Below are 17,359 nucleotides of genomic sequence, written 5' to 3'. Positions count from 1 at the left end.
GGATTTACTTATGAAACTTGTCCTCAAACTGGTTGCCGGCATCCTCGCCGGTCTCTTGCTCGGTCTCTACGCCCCTGAATGGGTCGCACGCGTGCTGTTTACGGCCAAGACAGTCATAGGTCAGCTGATCACCTTCACCATTCCGCTCATCATCCTTTTCTTCATCATGAGCGGCATCGCCAGCCTGCCGAAGAACTCCGGCAAGCTGCTGGGCAAGACGGTCGCCCTCTCCTACTGCTCCACCATACTGGCCGGCCTGTTCGCCTTTACCGTGGCCAGCAACCTGATCCCGCGTCTGACCAGCGCCGCCGAGTCCACCGCCGAGAGCGCCATCAAGCTCACCTCCTACATCAATCTGGAGATCCCGCCGCTGTTCGGGGTGATGTCGGCACTGGCCGCCGCCTTCGTGTTCGGCATCGGCATCAGCGCCACCCAGGCCACCGATCTGCGCCGGGTAGCCGATCAGGGCCGCGACATTATCGACCGCCTGCTGGCCAAGGTGATCATCCCGCTGCTGCCGTTCTACATCGCCGGCGTCTTCGTCGAGATGACGGTGGAAGGCACCGTGTTTGCCACCCTGAAGACCTTTGGCGTGGTGCTGGTGATGGCCATCATCATGCACTGGCTCTGGCTCTCCGTGCTGTTCGTTGGCACCGGTCTGGCCCTGGGCCGCTCCCCGGCTCAGCTCATCAAGAACATGCTGCCGGCCTACTTCACCGCCCTTGGCACCATGTCCAGCGCCGCCACCATCCCGGTCGCCCTGCAGGCCAGCAAGAACAACGGCGTGAGCGCCGGCATCGCCAACTTCACCGTGCCGCTGTGCGCCACCATTCACCTGTGTGGCTCCACCATTACCCTGGTGACCTGTGCCACCGCCGTGATGTTCCTCTCCGAGCATCTGGCCATTCCGGGCATCGGCACCATGCTGCCCTTCATCATGATGCTGGGTGTCATCATGATTGCCGCCCCGGGTGCCCCGGGTGGTGGCGTCATGTCCGCACTGGGTCTGCTCACCTCCATGCTGGGGTTCGGTGAGGCCTCCATCGCCCTGATGATCGCCCTCTACCTGGCCCAGGACAGCTTCGGTACCGCCTGCAACGTCACCGGCGATGGCGTGATTGCCCTGTGGGCCGACCGTTTCGCCCAGAGCGGCGAGACAGCCCTCAGCGCCGAGCAAGACGCGGCCTGATAGCGCAAGCCCATAAAAAAACGGGAGCCATTGGCTCCCGTTTTTTGTTGACGCTCAGCGCTAATCAACCGCGGCGGCGGATCACCCCCTCCTGCGCCGTGCTGGCCACCAGCACCCCGTCGCGGGTAAAGAACTGGCCGCGCACCAGGCCACGACCGGCGCTGGCGCTCGGGCTGTCCACCACGTAGAGCAGCCAGTCGTCCAGCCGGAAGTCCCGGTGGAACCACATGGAGTGGTCTATGGTGGCCACCTGCATGTCCGGCTCCCAGTACGACACCCCGTGGGGCTGCAGGGCGGTGAACAGGAAGTGGAAGTCGGAGGCATAGGCCAGCAGGTATTTGTGCACCCGTTGATCATCCGGCATCTGGCCATTGGCCTTGAACCAGACGTGGCGCAGCGGCTCATGCACGTCGGGGCGGATCGGGTCGACCAGGGTCACCGGGCGAATTTCGATGGGCTTCTCGCACATGATCTTGTCGCGCAGGGCGGGCGGGATCTGCTGCTCGTAGGGGCGCACCAGCTCCAGCTCGCTCTTGAGCTGCTCGGGGGGCGTGATCCCCGCCGGCATGGCGATCTGGTGTTCAAACCCCTCGGCCTCGACCTGGAAGGAGGCGTTGAGATAGAAGATGGGCTTGCCGCCCTGAATGGCCTTGACCCGGCGGGTGGAGACGGTCTGACCGTCGCGGATGTTCTCCACGTCGTAGACGATGGGACGGTTGGCATCGCCGGGGCGCAGGAAGTAGGAGTGGAAGCTGTGCACCTGGCGATCGCTGGCCACCGTCTGCTTGGCGGCTGACAAGGCCTGCCCCATTACCTGTCCGCCAAACACGGCCCGCAGACCGAGATCCTGGCTCTGGCCCCGAAACAGGCCCTCCTCGATTTTTTCGAGCGCCAGCAACGCCAGCAGCTCATCAAGTACCTTGCTCATTATTATCTCCTGTGTCAGTGCCGGAAGGCTAACAAGCCCGCCTCCGCCGGGCAACCACCCCGGCCCCCGCCAGCCGCCTGCCTGGCCCCATTAATTCAGCAATCCTGCACATTGAACAATAACGGACGCAGCAGGCGCCAACGAAAAGGCCCGCCAAAGAGGCGGGCCTTTTACAGTGCGACGCGGCGCTTACTTGCTGCCGGTGCCGGAGTTGCGGGTCGAGGCTTGCGGCTTACGACGGGCGGTAGTGGCGCGGGCGCGCGGCTCCTTGCCCTGCATCTCCTTGTGACGCTTGACGGCGCGACGGATCTGGGCGGCCTGCTTGTGGCGGCTAGCCTTGCCATCCTGCTGCAGATCGACCTTGGACTCGGTCTCCGGTGGCAGGTTGACCAGGCCGCGCAGGTAGTTCACCTCGGGCAGTTTCAGCTCCTGCCAGCCGCCGCGCGGGATGCCGCGATCCAGCTTGACGTCGCCGTAGCGAATACGCATCAGGCGGCTCACCTGCACTTCCTGGGACTCCCACAGGCGGCGCACTTCACGGTTGCGACCCTCGGTCAGGGTAACGTTGAACCACTGGTTCAGACCCTCGCCGCCGGCCGGCTTGATCTTGTTGAACTTGGCCATGCCGTCTTCCAGCTGCACGCCCTTGCGCAGGCGCTGCAGCATGGCTTCGGTGATCTCGCCAAACACGCGCACCGCGTATTCCCGCTCCACTTCGTGGCTCGGGTGCATCAGCCGGTTGGCCAGCTCACCGTCGGTGGTGAACAGCAACAGACCTGAGGTGTTGACGTCGAGGCGGCCGACCGCGATCCAGCGGGCCCCTTCCATCTTGGGCAGACGATCAAACACGGTGGGACGACCTTCCGGATCGTGACGGGTACACATCTCCCCTTCCGGCTTGTGGTAAGCCAGCACGCGGCAGATCACTTCCTCTGCGGCGCGGGTCTTGACCTGGTGACCATCCACCCGGATCACGGCGTTCACTTCGACGCGATCCCCCAGTGTGGCGACCTTGCCATCCACACTGACCCGACCTGCGGTGATCAGGGCCTCCATCTCACGACGGGAGCCGTGACCCGCGCGGGCCAACACTTTTTGCAGTTTTTCACTCATCGGGGTTACCTGATTGTTGATCGCTGCCCGTCTCTGCCAACGTCAGAGTGGACAACGAGGGTTGCAGTTCGGGATCAAGCTCGGGGAGCTGCTCCAGACTCTGCAGATTAAAATAATCCAGAAATTCTCGGGTGGTGGCGAGCAGCTCCGGGCGACCCACCACCTCCTTGTGACCTATGCTGCGCACCCAGCCACGTTCTTTCAGGGTATTCACTATCTGGCTCGAGACCGCCACCCCACGGATGGCTTCGATCTCGGCCCGGGTGATGGGCTGACGATAGGCGATCAACGTCAGCGTCTCCATCACGGCGCGCGAATAGCGCGGGGCCCGCTCGCTCCAGAGCCTCGAGAGCTCCTCCGCGTACTCCTGGCGGGCCTGAAAGCGCCAGCCGGAGGCGACCTCCTTGAGCTCCACTCCCCGCTCGCTGTAATCCTGTTTGAGCTCCGCCAGCAACAGCTGCACGTAGCGGCTGGTGACCGGGTAGTCCGCCAGCACGCTGCTCTTGAGCTCGCTGACGTTGAGCGGGCGCCCGGCAACGAACAGCGCCGCTTCGATCAGCGTCTTGAGTCGTTCAGCCGGCAGCGCCATGGTTCGCTCCTCGCATTATCGGCCGCAGCCGTTCAGTGGGCAGCGCCACGCTCGCTCTCCTCATGCTGGCTGGCCAGGGCAAAGTGAATGGGCCCCAGGGGTTCCGCCTGCAGGATCCAGATCAGTTGTTCCTTGCACAGCTCCAGCAGCGCCAGAAACGTCACCAGTACCCCCATGCGCCCCTCTTCGGCGCGCAGCACCTGCTCCAGGCGCAGGGTCTGGCCTAGCGAGAGCATGGCGAGGATCTCCGCCATGCGCACCCGGGTCGGGATCTGCTCGCGGCGGATCTGGTGATGTTCAAAATGAGTCGCGCGTTTTACCACACTTTGCATGTAAAGGGCGAGCTCAACCAGCGAAACATCGGGCGCCAGTGGTTTGAGATCGCCAAAATCCGGCGCCATGGCGCTGGCGACAAAGATCTCCCGCTCCAGCCGCGGCAACTCGTTGACCCGCTCAGCCCCCACCTTGTAGCGCTCGTACTCCTGCAGCCGGCGGATGAGGGTGACGCGGGGGTCTTCCCCCTCCTCTTCGTCCTCCAGCTCCGGCGCCTTGGGCAGCAGCATGCGGGATTTGATCTCCGCCAACCAAGCCGCCATCAGCAGGTACTCGGCTGCCAGCTCCAGATTGAGCCCCTGCATCAGCTCCACGTACTCCATGTACTGGGCGGTGATCTGCAGGATCGGCAGGTTGAGGATGTCGAGCTGCTGGCGCCGGATGAGGTAGAGCAAGAGATCGAGCGGCCCCTCGAAGGTATCGAGAAACACCTCCAGCGCATCGGGCGGGATGAACAAGTCCTGGGGCAGCTCGTGATAGGGCTGCCCCAGCACCCGGGCAATGGGAGAGAGCGCCGACGGCGCCCCCTCGCCAGCCCCGGCGGGCGGCTGGGCGGGCGGCTGGGCGGCCGTCATGGCGACCGGTTCAACCGTATCACTCAAACGGGGTCGGATCCCCGGCACCGCGCCGACGCAGCACGGGTTCATCGTCGGAGAAGTCCACCACTGTGGTGGGCTGCTCGCCCAGATAACCGCCGTTGACCACCAGATCCAGCTGTTTGCCCAGCTTGTCGAAGATCTCCTCCGGGTCAAACTCCGCCATGTCAGATTCCGGCAGGATCAGGGTGGTGGAGAGCAGCGGCTCACCGAGGGCCTCCAGCAGCGCCTGGGCAATCTTGTTGTCCGGTACCCGGATGCCGATGCTCTTCTTCTTCTCGTTCATCAGGCGGCGCGGCACCTCCTTGGTGGCCTTGAAGATGAAGGTGTAGGGGCCGGGGGTGTTGTTCTTGATCAGGCGAAACGCACTGTTGTCCACCTTGGCATAGGTGGAGATCTCGGAGAGATCGCGGCACACCAGGGTGAAGTCGTGGTTGGGATCGATGCGGCGGATGCGGCAGATGCGCTCCAGCGCGCCCTTGTCACCCATCTGGCAACCCAGCGCATAACCCGAATCGGTGGGATAGACGATGACGCCGCCATTCTGGATGATCTGCACCGCCTGGCTGATCAGACGGGCCTGGGGGTTTTCCGGGTGTACGTAAAAGTGCTGACTCATGACTCGTTCTCGCAATGGGGGCAGCAATCTCTGCCCGCTTGATGGCCGCGAAGCCGGGCTTCACGACACTACCTTACTCTGTTTGGCGCCCGTTGGCGCACTGCAACTCCGGGGCGGTTACCGACTCGCCAGCAACTCTGCGTGTTGCTCAGTGGTAAGCCCGAAGTAACCGGGATACGCCAGCCATAAATATGGCCATACCCTCTTGTCCGGTGTGTTCCCTATTTCGCAAATGCTGTTACCGGCTCGCCAGCAACTCTGCGTGTTGCTCGGTGGTAAGCCCAAAGTGGCCGGGATACGCCAACCATATCGGCATCCCCTCCTTGGGCAACCAGAGGTGGCGCCCCAGCTCGGTCCAGTTGGAGGGGAAGTGAAAATCCGATCCCACCGAGATATAGAGGTCGTGCTCTTTGGCCCACTGGCCAAGATTCGCCCTCTCCTGGGGGCTCTGCTGGGGCAGCGAGACCTCCATGGCATCGCCACCGGCCGCCTTGAAGGCCACCAGCAGCCGCTTGATCCACTTGGCGGTGAGATCGTAGCGGCTCGGGTGGGCCAGCACAGCCAGGCCACCGGCGCCGTGAATGGCGCTGATCGCCTCGCCCATCTCGGGCCACTCTGCCGGCACATAGCCCTTGTTGCCCCGGCTCAGGTACTTTTTGAATACCTTCTGCATGTTGTCGGCCACCCCGCGCGCCACCAGCACCCGGGCAAAGTGGGCCCGGGTCACGGCTGCGTCGCCAGCAAGCTGCTTGGCCTCTTCATAGGTGCCGGGAATGAGACACTTCTCCAGACGACGCCCTATTTCCTGGGCGCGTGCTTCGCGGCGAGCCTGTTGGCCGACCAAAAAATCGGTGAGCGCCACATTTTTTTCATCCACCCCCAGCGCCACGATATGGATCTCGTGATGCTCCCAGCCGGTGGAGATCTCGACCCCGCTCACCAGCCGCAGCGGCAGTTGCTCGTTCTCTATGGTGCGGCGCACCTCATCAAGCCCGGCAAGGGTGTCGTGGTCAGTAACTGCTAACACTTCGACCTGTTTTTCGGCGGCGCGGCGCACCAGTTCGGCGGGGCTCAGCACCCCATCCGAGGCCGTGGTATGGCAGTGTAGATCGAATCTCATCAGATTATTCCGCTCTCGTGGTCAGGTCACCATGGGTACACATTCGGTGAAAGAAGGCTAAAAAGCGACTTGACTTGGCCGCGGCTTTATCGTTTTCTGTAGGCACTTCATTGCAAACATCTTTTTACAGGACTTTATCATGCAAACGACTTCCATCCTGACCATCTGGTGGTGGCACACTCCCTGACATGCGGGCGTGTGGTCGTTGCTGTACCTGTAAATCTGACAGCAAATAAAGAACCCAAAGAAAAAGCCCGCTGACCCCAGCGGGCTTTTTTATTATCCGGCAAATGGACCTGTGATGAAACCGAGAATTCAGACAAGCAAGCTGACCTGGCGATGGCGCCCCTGAACCAGCCACCCCAGACCCATTAAATTTTCAAGGAATTCAACGTCATGAACATCGGTAAACAGCATCACACGCAAGGGAACGCACTATGACAGCCAGCCATCGCCTTCCTCTGGGTGAATTCGATACCCTCACCCTCAACGCCCCCTATGTGGCCGATCCGCTGGCACTCTACAGCGAGCTCTGCCAGGGTCGCCCCAACAACCTGCTGCTTGAATCGGTGGAGATCGACTCCAAGGCCGGCAAACAGAGCCTGCTGCTGGTGGACGCCTGCCTGCGCATCGAGTGCCGTGGCCGCACCGTGCGGGTGCGCAGCCTGAACGACAACGGCGCCCAGCTGCAGAGCCTGCTGGCCGAGCGCCTGCCCGCCGCCGTTGCCCAGAGCATGGTGGCCGGCGAGCTGCAGCTCGACTTCCCGGCCTCCGATCGGGAGCAGGACGAAGACAGCCGCCTCAAGGGGATCAGCGTGCTGGACGTGCTGCGCACCCTGCAGCGGGAGCTCGATTGCCAGCTCGGCAAAGAGGCGCTCTTTATGGCCGGCAGCTTCGCCTACGACCTCATCGCCTCCTTTGAAGATCTGCCCGAGGTACCGGAGGGGAGCAACGACTGCCCCGACTACTGCTTCTACGTGGCCGAGACCCTGATCACCATCGACCATATCGCGCGCTCCACTGCGCTGCTCGCCTGCATCTTCGGCGGCGACAGCGACGAGAGCCGGGTGGAAGACAGATACCACCGCCTGAGCGAGCGCCTCGCCCAGTTCAAGCACGCCTGCCAGCAAGCCCCCGCGCAGGCACCGGCCACCCCGCCCCTCGTCGGCGGCATGAGCGTGGACAAGAGCGACAAGCAGTTCTGCGCCGAGGTGGAGAAGCTCAAGGGCTTTATCCGCCGCGGTGACATCTTCCAGGTGGTGCCGTCACGCTGTTTCTCCCTGCCCTGCCCCAGCCCCGTCGCCGCCTATCGCCGCCTCAAGCAGACCAACCCCAGCCCCTACATGTTCTATGTGCAGGACGAGGGCTTCACCCTGTTTGGCGCCTCGCCGGAGAGCGCGGTGAAATTCTGCGCTACCAGCCGCGACGTGGAGATGTACCCCATCGCCGGTACCCGCCGCCGCGGCTTCAACCCCGATGGCAGCATCAACCGGGATCTCGACGGCCGTATCGAGCTGGAGCTGCGCCAGGACGAGAAAGAGGTGGCCGAACACCTGATGCTGGTGGATCTGGGCCGCAACGACATCGCCCGCATCTCGGAGCCCGGCACCCGCTACGTCAAGGAGCTGCTGAAAGTGGATCGCTACAGCCACGTGATGCACCTGGTTTCCAAGGTGGTCGGCACCCTGCGCGCCGACCTTGACGCCCTGCACGCCTATCAGGCCTGCATGAACATGGGCACCCTCACCGGCGCACCCAAGATCCGCGCCAGCGAGCTTATTCGCATGGTGGAAGGCAAGCGCCGCGGCAGCTACGGCGGCGCGGTCGGCTACATCAACGGCGCCGGCGAGATGGATACCTGCATCGTCATCCGCTCCGCCTTTGTCAAAGAGGGCGTGGCCCATGTGCAGGCCGGTGCCGGGGTGGTCTATGACTCCAAGCCGCAAGCCGAAGCGGACGAAACCCGCGCCAAGGCGGCCGCCGTGCTGGCCGCCATCGCTGCCAGCCATGGCACCTCCCTGCAAGCCCTGAGCGCCCAGCAGGAGCAACATAAGGATGTGAGCCAATGAGTACCGGATCAACAGCCACTAACATCTTCCTGCTCGATAACTTCGACTCGTTTACCTACAACCTCGTCGACCAATTCCGCTCCCTCGGTTATCCGGTGCGGATCTACCGCAACAGCCTGCCGGCCAGCCGCATCATGAGCGAAATCGCCGCCTGTGAAGGGGACGCCGTGCTGGTGCTCTCGCCGGGGCCGGGCGCCCCCCACGAGGCGGGTTGCCTGATTGATCTCATCAAGCTGGCCCGCGGTCAGGTGCCCATCCTCGGCATCTGTCTCGGTCATCAGGCCCTGTGCGAAGCCTACGGCGGCACCGTCGGCGCGGCGGGCGAGATCGTCCACGGCAAGCGCTCCCTGATTGAGCACAACGGCCACGGCGCCTTCGCGGGGCTGCAAAGCCCCTTGCCGGTGGCCCGCTACCACTCGCTGGTCGCCACCTATGTACCGGAAGAGCTGACGGTGATTGCCCACTATCAGGGCATGCCCATGGCCATCGAGCAGCAGGACGAGCGGGTGCTGGGCTTCCAGTTCCACCCGGAATCCATCATGACTTCAGAAGGGGCCCGTCTGCTGACTCAGGCGCTCGCCCATATCACCCGTCCAGAAAGCAGCGTCCGGTAAGGTAAGGAGACCAACATGCATCATCATCTCAACACCCTCTATCAGGGTCAGTCTCTGAGCCGTGAAAGTACCCGCGACGCCTTCGGCCAGGTGGTACGTGGCGAAGTGGATCCCATCGTGCTCGCCAGTCTCTTGACCGCCCTCAAGATCAAGGGGGAGACCCCAGAGGAGATCGCCGGCGCCGCCGAGGCCCTCTTGGCGGAAGCGCGCGACTTCCCGCGCCCGGACTATGAGTTCTGCGATATCGTCGGCACCGGTGGCGATGGCCTCAACACCATCAACGTCTCCACCACCTCGGCGCTGGTCGCCGCCGCCTGCGGTCTGAAAGTGGCCAAGCACGGCAACCGCTCGGTCTCGAGCAAGTCGGGTTCGAGCGATCTGCTCGACAAGATGGGCATCAAGCTCGACATGAGCCCGGCCCAGGCGCGCCGCTGTCTGGACGAGCTCGGCATCTGCTTTTTGTTCGCCCCCCAGTATCACGCCGGGGTGCGCCACGCCATGCCGGTGCGTCAGGCCCTCAAGACCCGCACCCTGTTCAACGTGCTGGGGCCGCTTATCAACCCCGCTCGCCCCACCTATCAGCTGATGGGGGTCTATGCCCCCGAGCTGGTGCGCCCCATCGCCGAAACCCTACTGGCACTGGGGCTGAAAACCGGTATGGTGGTGCACGGCGCCGGGCTGGATGAAATTGCCATCCACGGCCCGACCCAGGTGGCCCAGATCCGTGACGGCGAGATCCGCGAGTTTCTGCTCACCCCGGCTGACTTTGGCCTCGAGACCTACCCGGTCAGCGCAATTCAGGGGGGGGAGCCTGAAGAGAACCGCGCCATCACTGCCGCCATCCTGGAAGGGCGTGGCACCCCGGCCCACAACGCCGCCATTGCCGCCAATGTGGCACCGCTGCTGCTGATGGCGGGCAAGGCGACCGATCTCAAGAGCGCGGCGGCCGAGGTGCTGGCGGTGCTGGCAAGCGGCAAGGCAGCGGATCTCGCCGCTCGGCTGGCCACTTTGAGCCATCAGGAAGCGGGCCATCAGGAGGCATGATGTCAGCCACCACATTGCATAACAGTCATTCAGAACGCCCGCAGGGCAATAGCCAGTTTCGCAAGGATAACGAGATGTCAGACCTTATTGCCCCCCATGCATTTCTGAACATGGCCTCCATCAGCCAGACCATCCTCGGCAAGATCGTGGCGGCCAAGCAGGAGTGGATTGCCGCCCGCAAACTGGCCCAGCCGCTGGCGAGCTTCCAGAGCACGCTGACCCCAAGCGATCGGGATTTCGTCGGGGCGCTCAAGGCGGGCTCTACCCGCTTTATTCTGGAGTGCAAGAAGGCCTCTCCCTCCAAGGGTTTGATCCGCGACGATTTCAGCCCGGAGGCGATCGCCGACATCTATGGCAAATACGCCACCGCCATCTCGGTGCTGACCGACGAGAAGTTCTTTCAGGGGGATTTCGCCTTTTTGCCGCGGGTACGTAGCCGCGTCAGCCAGCCGGTGCTCTGCAAGGATTTCATGATTGACCCCTATCAGGTCTATCTGGCCCGCCACTATCAGGCGGACGCCATCCTGCTGATGCTCTCGGTGCTCACCGACGAGGGCTATCGCGCCCTGTTCGCGGTGGCCAAAGAGCTGGGTCTTGGCGTGCTGACCGAGGTGAGCAACGAAGAAGAGCTGACCCGCGCCATCGCGCTGGGGGCGCCGGTGATTGGTATCAACAACCGGGATCTGCGGGATTTGAGCGTCGATCTCGCCCGCACCAAACAGCTGGCTAAAGATATTCCGGGCGATCGGGTGGTGATCAGCGAGTCCGGCATCAATCACCGCGCCCAGGTGGCGGATCTGCGCCACCACGCCAAGGGCTTCCTGGTGGGCTCATCCCTGATGGCCGAGCCGGATCTGGAGGCTGCGGTGCGCAAGCTCACTCTGGGCCAGAACAAGGTGTGCGGCCTCACCCGCGCCGACGATGCCGCCGCCGCCCATCAGGCGGGCGCGGTATTCGGGGGTCTGATCTTTGTTTCCAAAAGCCCGCGCTATGTGGACATCCCCGCCGCCCGCGCCGTGATGGCGGGCGCGCCGCTCTCCTACGTCGGGGTATTTCGCAATGCCCAGCCCGCCACCATCGCCAAGACGGTGGAGGCGCTTGGCCTCGCCGCGGTGCAGCTGCACGGGGATGAAGATGCCGCCTATATCGAGGGTCTGCGCGCACTGCTGCCGGCTGGCTGCCAGATCTGGAAAGCCGTAGGCGTCTCTCTCGACAAAGAAAGCGGCGAGCCGTTGCCCGCCCTCGACTATCCGGCCGATCGCCTGCTGCTGGATACCAAAGTAGGCAGCCAGAGCGGCGGTACCGGTCAGGCGTTCGACTGGGCCCTGCTGGCCCATCTCGATAAAGCCAAGCTGATGCTGGCGGGGGGGCTAAATCCCGACAACGCCCTGCAGGCGGCGCAAGTGGGCTGCCTCGGCCTTGATTTCAACTCCGGGGTGGAGAGTGCCCCGGGCCAGAAGGATGCGCACAAGATTGCAGCCGCCTTCGGCGCACTGCGCAACCTGTAACGCAACCCTTTTTGATGTTTCGATTTAGCTAATACAAGGAAGAAGCCATGACCCTGCTCAACCCGTTTTTTGGTGAATTTGGCGGCATGTATGTACCCCAAATCCTTATCCCGGCCCTGCTCCAGCTGGAGAAAGCCTTTGTCGATGCCAAGGATGACCCGGCCTTTGTCGCCGAGTTTCAGACCCTGCTGACCGAGTATGCCGGTCGCCCGACTCCGCTCACCCTGACCCGCAATCTGACCAAGGGCACCAAGACCCGCCTCTATCTGAAGCGTGAAGATCTGCTGCACGGCGGCGCCCACAAGACCAACCAGGTGCTGGGTCAGGCGCTGCTGGCCAAGCGGATGGGCAAGAGCGAGATCATCGCCGAGACCGGTGCCGGTCAGCATGGCGTGGCCACTGCGCTGGCCTGCGCCCTGCTCGGCCTCAAGTGCCGGGTCTATATGGGTGCCAAGGACTGCGAGCGCCAGAAGCCCAACGTCTTTCGCATGAAGCTGATGGGTGCCACCGTCATTCCGGTGCACTCAGGCTCGTCCACCCTGAAAGATGCCTGCAACGAGGCGCTGCGCGACTGGGCCGCCAACTACGAGTCGGCCCACTACCTGCTCGGGACCGCCGCCGGCCCGCACCCCTTCCCTACTATCGTGCGGGAGTTCCAGAAGATGATCGGCGAAGAGGCCAAGGCCCAGTGCTTCGAGAAGGAAGAGCGACTGCCCGACGCGGTGATCGCCTGCGTCGGCGGCGGCTCGAACGCCATCGGCATGTTTGCCGACTTTATCGATGAGCCGTCGGTGCGCCTGATCGGCGTCGAGCCAGGTGGTCACGGTATCGAAAGTGGCGAGCACGGTGCGCCGCTCGGTCACGGCAGCAAGGGGGTCTTCTTTGGCATGCACTCCTATCTGATGCAGGACACCCAGGGCCAGATCCAGGAGTCCTACTCTGTCTCGGCGGGGCTGGATTTCCCCTCCGTCGGCCCGCAGCACGCCCATCTGGCCGCCATCGGCCGCGCCGAGTACCCCTCGGTGACCGACAAGGAGGCGCTGGACGCCTTCCAGGAGCTGGCCAAATCAGAAGGGATCATACCGGCGCTGGAGTCCTCCCACGCGCTGGCCCACGCCCTCAAGATGGCCCGCAGTGAACCGGAAAAAGAGCAGGTGCTCATCGTCAACCTCTCAGGCCGTGGCGACAAAGATATCTTCACCGTGGCCGACATTTTCGAGAAAGAAGGAACCTTGTCATGAACCGCTACGCACAACTCTTCTCCCGTCTGGACGAAGCCAATCAGGGCGCCTTTGTGCCGTTCGTGATGCTGGGTGACCCCACCCCCGAACTCTCCTTGGCCATCGTCGATGCGCTGGTCGCAGGGGGCGCCGATGCCCTCGAACTCGGCATTCCCTTCTCCGATCCGGTGGCGGACGGCCCCACCATCCAGGGCGCCGCCCTGCGGGCGTTTGCCAGCCACACCACCCCGGACGACTGCTTCGAGCTGCTTGGCCGCATCCGCGCCAAGTACCCGCAGCTGCCCATTGGCCTGCTGGTCTACGCCAACCTGGTTTATGTACGCAAAATTGACGGCTTCTACGAGAAGTGCCAGCAGGCTGGCGTGGACTCGGTGCTGGTCGCCGACGTGCCGGTGCAGATGTGCGCCCCCTACAAGGCGGCCGCCGACAAGTTCGGTATCGACAGCATCTTTATCGCCCCGCCCAATGGCGACGCCGAGACCCTGCAACAGGTGGCGGAGCTTGGCAATGGTTACACCTATCTGGTGAGCCGCGCCGGTGTGACCGGTGCCGAGACCAAGGCCGGCATGCCGGTGGAAGGGCTGATCAATACCCTGCGCGAGTTCAACGCCCCTCCCGCCCTGCTCGGCTTTGGCATCAGCGAGCCGGCTCAGGTGCGTGAGGCCATCGCCGCTGGCGCCGCCGGTGCCATCTCCGGCTCCGCCGTGGTGAAGATCATCGAGACCCACCACCAGAACCCGGAACATATGCTCACTCGCCTGAAGGAGTTTGTAGAAGGGATGAAGGCCGCGACCAATCGATAAAGGATGACTTTGGCCAAATGCTATTGGCCGTGAGTGATCCGGTTGCGTATTCGCCTTACGCATAGCGGCATAGCGGCATAGCGGCATAGCGGCCATCGTTACATCACCCTATCAACGCATCAAAGGGAGCCTGACCTGCTCCCTTTCTCTTTCCTGCTTGCTGCCGCTCCCGACGTCTTTGTCCCCTCTCCCCTTGGGAGAGGGCCAGGGTGAGGGAACCCATAATCCCCCGGCGTTATCGAATAGTAGGTTCGAATAGCGCAGCGTATTCGGACGTTCGCGGAGTTGATATGGTGGCGCGGCTTCGCCACGCAGTGGAACATCGTAGGGTGTAATAAGCACAGTGCATTGCACCGCAGGAAATAGTCCGTTCCACGACGACAGACTCTCGCCGGATTCCCGAGCCAGCGGTTGGCCCCTTGATGCGGCTTCGCCGCATGGAACGCGAGGGCTCTGCCCTCGACGGGGTTTCGCCCGCCCTTCGGGCTGAGGCGAGTGACTTTGGAAAGACCCAAAGTCACCAAACGTCTTCTCCCCCGCTTATTCGCCCGACTAACGTCGGGTACCTTCGGCTCACCTTCTTGTCCAACGGCACGCGCCGATGGGCCGTCCATGGCCCAGCGCCGCTCGCTCGGCATCCTGCCTCGCGGCCTGGCAAGAGGGCTCGCCTCAGCGAATAAGAGGGGGATCAACACCGTACCAGCCCATAGCCCCGTCTAACAGCAGATATGCCCCCTCTCTCCTTGGGAGAGGGCTGGGGTGAGGGTTATTTCCACCTTTTTGCCAAAAAACAGCCGACTTCAAACAGCAATTACTCACTAATTGCTTGAACCAGCTCAGATTTTTATCAACCACCTCTTCCCATGTCTCAATCCGGCCCCTTATGATAGCAATCGACACTCCGTCTCTAGGGAGAACGTCATGACAGCGATGGTTGCTATCTCGCGGGTGAAAAACAGCGAACTGGGGGCTGTAACTCAGGGGCGGTAGCCTTGTTGGGATTTGCCGTAGCTGGCTCCTGAACTGTTTCTTTATAAAGGGGCAATGGAAGCATTAAAAAAGGAGGTCAAGCGAATACATTCAAGTATCAGAGGTAGACTGGTAATACTTTGATTTAATTTGATTTTTTCATAGCGGCTATCAGGGCAGAGCGGAGTTGTCTGGAAGGCTCTGCTATCGGATTAGTGCTGTCTTCTATCTAATCACTGTTAGTCTCACCCCACTTAGCATCGAAGTAAATATCATGAGGTACTAGTGCATAGCGTATTAATCACAGAAAAAAATATTGAGCTTCAAGATATTAAATTAAAATTTGGTCGCCCCGAGTTTACTCCTGACGACGGTTTGGGTTCACTTGATAATCTACATCAAGCAAGTGACGCTATAGTCTCAATATCAGGATATATTGATGGAAAACTGAGAAGCATTGGCAGTGGAATAATGGTAGGACCCGGTCTAGTTCTAACTGCAACCCATGTTTTTGAAGAATTTCCTAGAACAGGCTCAGGACCAGTATTGCTCTCTTTTCTACCTGAAAAAAAGCTCGTGCATGGTTGCCTACCTCTACAGTAACTTGTTCCGGGCCGAGTAGGTACAATCCATGGGATGCGAAGAAAAAGATTGTCTCAGATCTTTCGATCGTTTCATGTGACTTGAATTCTGAAGCACATTTAGAGCACCCTCTTTCTCTTGTCCCGATGGAACTTTGCCTGCCATTGCCTGGAGCCAGATTATGGGCTGTGGGGTTTCGTAATGGTGATTTTGAATCAGATAGTACCTTGGTATCTCCGTTGATCTCATCTGGTCTAGTGACAGATTGCTTTCCACATGGCAGAGGAGAAAGAATGCCTTCTCCATGTGTTGAAGTAGATATGGAAACATTAGGTGGGATGAGTGGAGGCCCTGTTTTCAATGAAGCAGGTCATTTAGTTGGCATTGTATCTTCATCCTTTGATGGAGGGCCATCTTATGTCACTCTGATCTGGGATGCTCTACGAATTTCTATTGAAGGACTTCCTCAAGAAGTCTGGGAGAATAGTGAGTCAGGAATACTAGAAGGTATAGATTTAGGTCTTGTGCGGGTTCGTGGTAAATTTAAAGCAGATACCGATAGAAATATAACATTAACCCTGTCCGATGAGGAAATGAAGTATCTCATTCCTCAAGAGTAACCTAGTCAAAATACTAACAAGTAAATGTAGGTGACGCCTACGGCGCACCTAATTTAGGTGTTATCACTTATAAATCACGGAAATTTTATCAGGAAGGTATGATGAATACTCAAGATGGGACGCACTATTTGTGCGAGCTAGTTAAGACCCTAAATGGTAATCGCAATGCTGGTAGCTACCTAGGTGACTTCACCGTTTCGGCTGTAGTTGGTGGCAATACAAAGATATCAGACGACATAATTAAATGTCAGCTAACAATAAAGCACGATTCTGTTGATATAAGCATGTATTGGGAAGAGTGCGGTTACAAAGGTTTTAGGGATATGGGACTTTATGGTCGCACGAACTCAAAATACTTTGAGGTTGATGAATTGACCGATAGATCATTCAAAATCACAGATAAGTCCAGTGGTAATACAACTGAATTTAACTGGTAATGATAGTGCTAAAAAATCCAAGCACAGCACCCGCAAAAACGCGGGCTGGACCTCTCTTTGCTCGGCCCGTATTGACGGCGTTAGATTCCAAAATAACCTAAGAATTGGAGATTAAATTGCTAGAAATTGTAATGAGCAAGCAAGTAGATATTTATATTTCGATAGCCACATCAATTTTTGGAGCTGCTTTAGGATTGGTGCTATCAAAATTATTTAGTAGCGAGTTCAGAAATGTAGAAGTTGGGACAAGCATTACCAAAACTGTCAGTATTAATACGATAAATCACTACTCTTATGAAATAAGAAAGAATACACCACAGGAAACAAAGGTGTTCATGTTTCTTGGTGGATTTTTTGTTTTTGCCGGGCTTACTTTATATGGTTTTTTCCGGACAACCATTTTAACTTCGCTATTGTATGGAGAGGTTTTTTTACTCTCCATTTGGGTCGGGGCCGTTCTACGGTCAATGGTAATCGGTAGATTTAAAGGGATTACTTGGTCTATTTATCTGCTATATGTCGTAGCCTTCATGATCATGTACTTTATTGCTATAGGTCTCGCTTTTAATCCTCTCTATGCTCCAGACAATTTTCAATACGTTGAGCAAATTATCAACCAAGCTGGCTGGTCTGGCCTGAATCGATATTTTATAACAGATGACTTTCTTTGGTTTTCTGTTCACTTGTTTGGAGTATGCACACTTATTTTCACATTTTGGCAAATAACAATGTCACTGCTGTATATCATAGTTGCAGGCAATAGCATTTCTTCTGGAAACCCTGACTCATGGATTATCAAAAATACTGCAAAATACTGTACTCCATGGAAAAATATTATATTCCTTACTCTATTCATCTTGTTCGGTGGAGCTATGGTGTCAGGCCTTTTTCTTCATTGGGTGCAACATGAAGCACCCATTATATTAAAAGAGCTTATGAATGTTGTGCTGTATGGCAGAGGTTGAATCTAACAAAGCATTGCAGC

The 17,359-nt window shown here is 59.6% G+C and carries 17 protein-coding genes; 11 read left to right on the top strand and 6 right to left on the bottom strand.

Going from position 1 to position 17,359, the window contains the following annotated elements:
- Positions 1-10: 10 nt before the first annotated feature.
- Complete coding sequence (locus tag AB5Y94_RS14690; protein ID WP_005302882.1) at positions 11-1,189, top strand: dicarboxylate/amino acid:cation symporter; 1,179 nt, start codon at positions 11-13, stop codon at positions 1,187-1,189.
- A 64-nt stretch (positions 1,190-1,253) separates the two neighbouring features.
- Here the strand turns inward: AB5Y94_RS14690 and tesB are convergent, their stop codons facing one another.
- The 6 genes from tesB to AB5Y94_RS14660 all read right to left on the bottom strand — a co-directional run bounded on the left by tesB (position 1,254) and on the right by AB5Y94_RS14660 (position 6,487).
- Positions 1,254-2,117 carry an acyl-CoA thioesterase II gene (tesB, locus tag AB5Y94_RS14685; protein ID WP_024942564.1) on the bottom strand — a complete coding sequence of 288 codons (864 nt, stop codon included), beginning with the start codon at positions 2,115-2,117 and terminating at the stop codon, positions 1,254-1,256.
- Between the two features lie 189 nt (positions 2,118-2,306).
- Positions 2,307-3,230: a 23S rRNA pseudouridine(2605) synthase RluB gene (rluB, locus tag AB5Y94_RS14680; RefSeq protein ID WP_005302885.1), complete on the bottom strand. Its 924-nt coding sequence runs from the start codon at positions 3,228-3,230 to the stop codon at positions 2,307-2,309.
- Positions 3,223-3,819, bottom strand: a complete 597-nt coding sequence (scpB, locus tag AB5Y94_RS14675) for an SMC-Scp complex subunit ScpB (protein WP_017780785.1) — start codon at positions 3,817-3,819, stop codon at positions 3,223-3,225. The genes rluB and scpB overlap by 8 nt, the downstream gene beginning before the upstream one ends.
- A gap of 32 nt (positions 3,820-3,851) precedes the next feature.
- Entirely contained in the window at positions 3,852-4,799 is a 948-nt protein-coding gene (locus AB5Y94_RS14670; protein WP_319906487.1) for a ScpA family protein, read from the bottom strand.
- On the bottom strand, positions 4,747-5,367 hold the full coding sequence (locus AB5Y94_RS14665) for an L-threonylcarbamoyladenylate synthase (protein WP_005302891.1): 621 nt from the start codon (positions 5,365-5,367) through the stop codon (positions 4,747-4,749). The genes AB5Y94_RS14670 and AB5Y94_RS14665 overlap by 53 nt, the downstream gene beginning before the upstream one ends.
- Positions 5,368-5,605: 238 nt before the next feature.
- Positions 5,606-6,487 carry a PHP domain-containing protein gene (locus tag AB5Y94_RS14660; RefSeq protein WP_065016971.1) on the bottom strand — a complete coding sequence of 294 codons (882 nt, stop codon included), beginning with the start codon at positions 6,485-6,487 and terminating at the stop codon, positions 5,606-5,608.
- A gap of 437 nt (positions 6,488-6,924) precedes the next feature.
- Here AB5Y94_RS14660 and AB5Y94_RS14655 point away from each other — a divergent pair, with 437 nt between their 5' ends.
- The 10 genes from AB5Y94_RS14655 (at position 6,925) to AB5Y94_RS14610 (ending at position 17,339) form a co-directional block, all read left to right on the top strand.
- A complete protein-coding gene (locus AB5Y94_RS14655; protein WP_368205975.1) occupies positions 6,925-8,556 on the top strand; it encodes an anthranilate synthase component 1 in 1,632 nt (543 codons plus the stop codon).
- The gene (locus AB5Y94_RS14650; RefSeq protein WP_005350219.1) at positions 8,553-9,170 is read left to right on the top strand and encodes an aminodeoxychorismate/anthranilate synthase component II; all 618 of its coding nucleotides are present in this window, start codon (positions 8,553-8,555) and stop codon (positions 9,168-9,170) included. The genes AB5Y94_RS14655 and AB5Y94_RS14650 overlap by 4 nt, the downstream gene beginning before the upstream one ends.
- Positions 9,171-9,185: 15 nt before the next feature.
- The gene (trpD, locus tag AB5Y94_RS14645; RefSeq protein ID WP_019445648.1) at positions 9,186-10,214 is read left to right on the top strand and encodes an anthranilate phosphoribosyltransferase; all 1,029 of its coding nucleotides are present in this window, start codon (positions 9,186-9,188) and stop codon (positions 10,212-10,214) included.
- Positions 10,214-11,722 carry a bifunctional indole-3-glycerol-phosphate synthase TrpC/phosphoribosylanthranilate isomerase TrpF gene (trpCF, locus tag AB5Y94_RS14640; protein ID WP_368205973.1) on the top strand — a complete coding sequence of 503 codons (1,509 nt, stop codon included), beginning with the start codon at positions 10,214-10,216 and terminating at the stop codon, positions 11,720-11,722. The genes trpD and trpCF overlap by 1 nt, the downstream gene beginning before the upstream one ends.
- Before the next feature lie 47 nt (positions 11,723-11,769).
- A complete protein-coding gene (trpB, locus tag AB5Y94_RS14635; RefSeq protein WP_368205971.1) occupies positions 11,770-12,963 on the top strand; it encodes a tryptophan synthase subunit beta in 1,194 nt (397 codons plus the stop codon).
- Complete coding sequence (trpA, locus tag AB5Y94_RS14630) at positions 12,960-13,766, top strand: tryptophan synthase subunit alpha (RefSeq protein ID WP_043121624.1); 807 nt, start codon at positions 12,960-12,962, stop codon at positions 13,764-13,766. The genes trpB and trpA overlap by 4 nt, the downstream gene beginning before the upstream one ends.
- Before the next feature lie 1,254 nt (positions 13,767-15,020).
- Positions 15,021-15,338 carry a hypothetical protein gene (locus AB5Y94_RS14625; RefSeq protein ID WP_368205969.1) on the top strand — a complete coding sequence of 106 codons (318 nt, stop codon included), beginning with the start codon at positions 15,021-15,023 and terminating at the stop codon, positions 15,336-15,338.
- Entirely contained in the window at positions 15,320-15,937 is a 618-nt protein-coding gene (locus AB5Y94_RS14620; protein ID WP_368205967.1) for a serine protease, read from the top strand. Before AB5Y94_RS14625 ends, AB5Y94_RS14620 begins: the two co-directional genes overlap by 19 nt.
- A 101-nt stretch (positions 15,938-16,038) precedes the next feature.
- Entirely contained in the window at positions 16,039-16,374 is a 336-nt protein-coding gene (locus AB5Y94_RS14615) for a hypothetical protein (protein ID WP_368205965.1), read from the top strand.
- Between the two features lie 131 nt (positions 16,375-16,505).
- Positions 16,506-17,339, top strand: coding sequence for a hypothetical protein (locus AB5Y94_RS14610; RefSeq protein ID WP_368205963.1), 834 nt, complete (start codon positions 16,506-16,508; stop codon positions 17,337-17,339).
- Positions 17,340-17,359: the final 20 nt, after the last annotated feature.

It is taken from the genome of Aeromonas sp. s5 (assembly GCF_040907865.1).
In the GTDB taxonomy this organism is placed as follows: domain Bacteria; phylum Pseudomonadota; class Gammaproteobacteria; order Enterobacterales; family Aeromonadaceae; genus Aeromonas; species Aeromonas dhakensis.
Note: the sequence above shows the minus strand (reverse complement) of the source record. Positions and strands in the feature narration are given on the sequence as shown.

Bases quoted from the DNA above. Each gene is read 5' to 3' on its own strand.
- AB5Y94_RS14650 (WP_005350219.1), top strand. From the start codon at position 8,553: ATGAGTACCGGATCAACAGCCACTAACATCTTCCTGCTCGATAACTTC.
- AB5Y94_RS14690 (WP_005302882.1), top strand. From the start codon at position 11: ATGAAACTTGTCCTCAAACTGGTTGCCGGCATCCTCGCCGGTCTCTTG.
- AB5Y94_RS14660 (WP_065016971.1), bottom strand. From the start codon at position 6,487: ATGAGATTCGATCTACACTGCCATACCACGGCCTCGGATGGGGTGCTG.
- AB5Y94_RS14665 (WP_005302891.1), bottom strand. From the start codon at position 5,367: ATGAGTCAGCACTTTTACGTACACCCGGAAAACCCCCAGGCCCGTCTG.
- trpCF (WP_368205973.1), top strand. From the start codon at position 10,214: ATGTCAGCCACCACATTGCATAACAGTCATTCAGAACGCCCGCAGGGC.
- tesB (WP_024942564.1), bottom strand. From the start codon at position 2,117: ATGAGCAAGGTACTTGATGAGCTGCTGGCGTTGCTGGCGCTCGAAAAA.
- AB5Y94_RS14615 (WP_368205965.1), top strand. From the start codon at position 16,039: ATGAATACTCAAGATGGGACGCACTATTTGTGCGAGCTAGTTAAGACC.
- trpD (WP_019445648.1), top strand. From the start codon at position 9,186: ATGCATCATCATCTCAACACCCTCTATCAGGGTCAGTCTCTGAGCCGT.
- trpB (WP_368205971.1), top strand. From the start codon at position 11,770: ATGACCCTGCTCAACCCGTTTTTTGGTGAATTTGGCGGCATGTATGTA.
- AB5Y94_RS14655 (WP_368205975.1), top strand. From the start codon at position 6,925: ATGACAGCCAGCCATCGCCTTCCTCTGGGTGAATTCGATACCCTCACC.
- scpB (WP_017780785.1), bottom strand. From the start codon at position 3,819: ATGGCGCTGCCGGCTGAACGACTCAAGACGCTGATCGAAGCGGCGCTG.
- AB5Y94_RS14610 (WP_368205963.1), top strand. From the start codon at position 16,506: ATGAGCAAGCAAGTAGATATTTATATTTCGATAGCCACATCAATTTTT.
- AB5Y94_RS14670 (WP_319906487.1), bottom strand. From the start codon at position 4,799: ATGAACCCGTGCTGCGTCGGCGCGGTGCCGGGGATCCGACCCCGTTTG.
- trpA (WP_043121624.1), top strand. From the start codon at position 12,960: ATGAACCGCTACGCACAACTCTTCTCCCGTCTGGACGAAGCCAATCAG.
- rluB (WP_005302885.1), bottom strand. From the start codon at position 3,230: ATGAGTGAAAAACTGCAAAAAGTGTTGGCCCGCGCGGGTCACGGCTCC.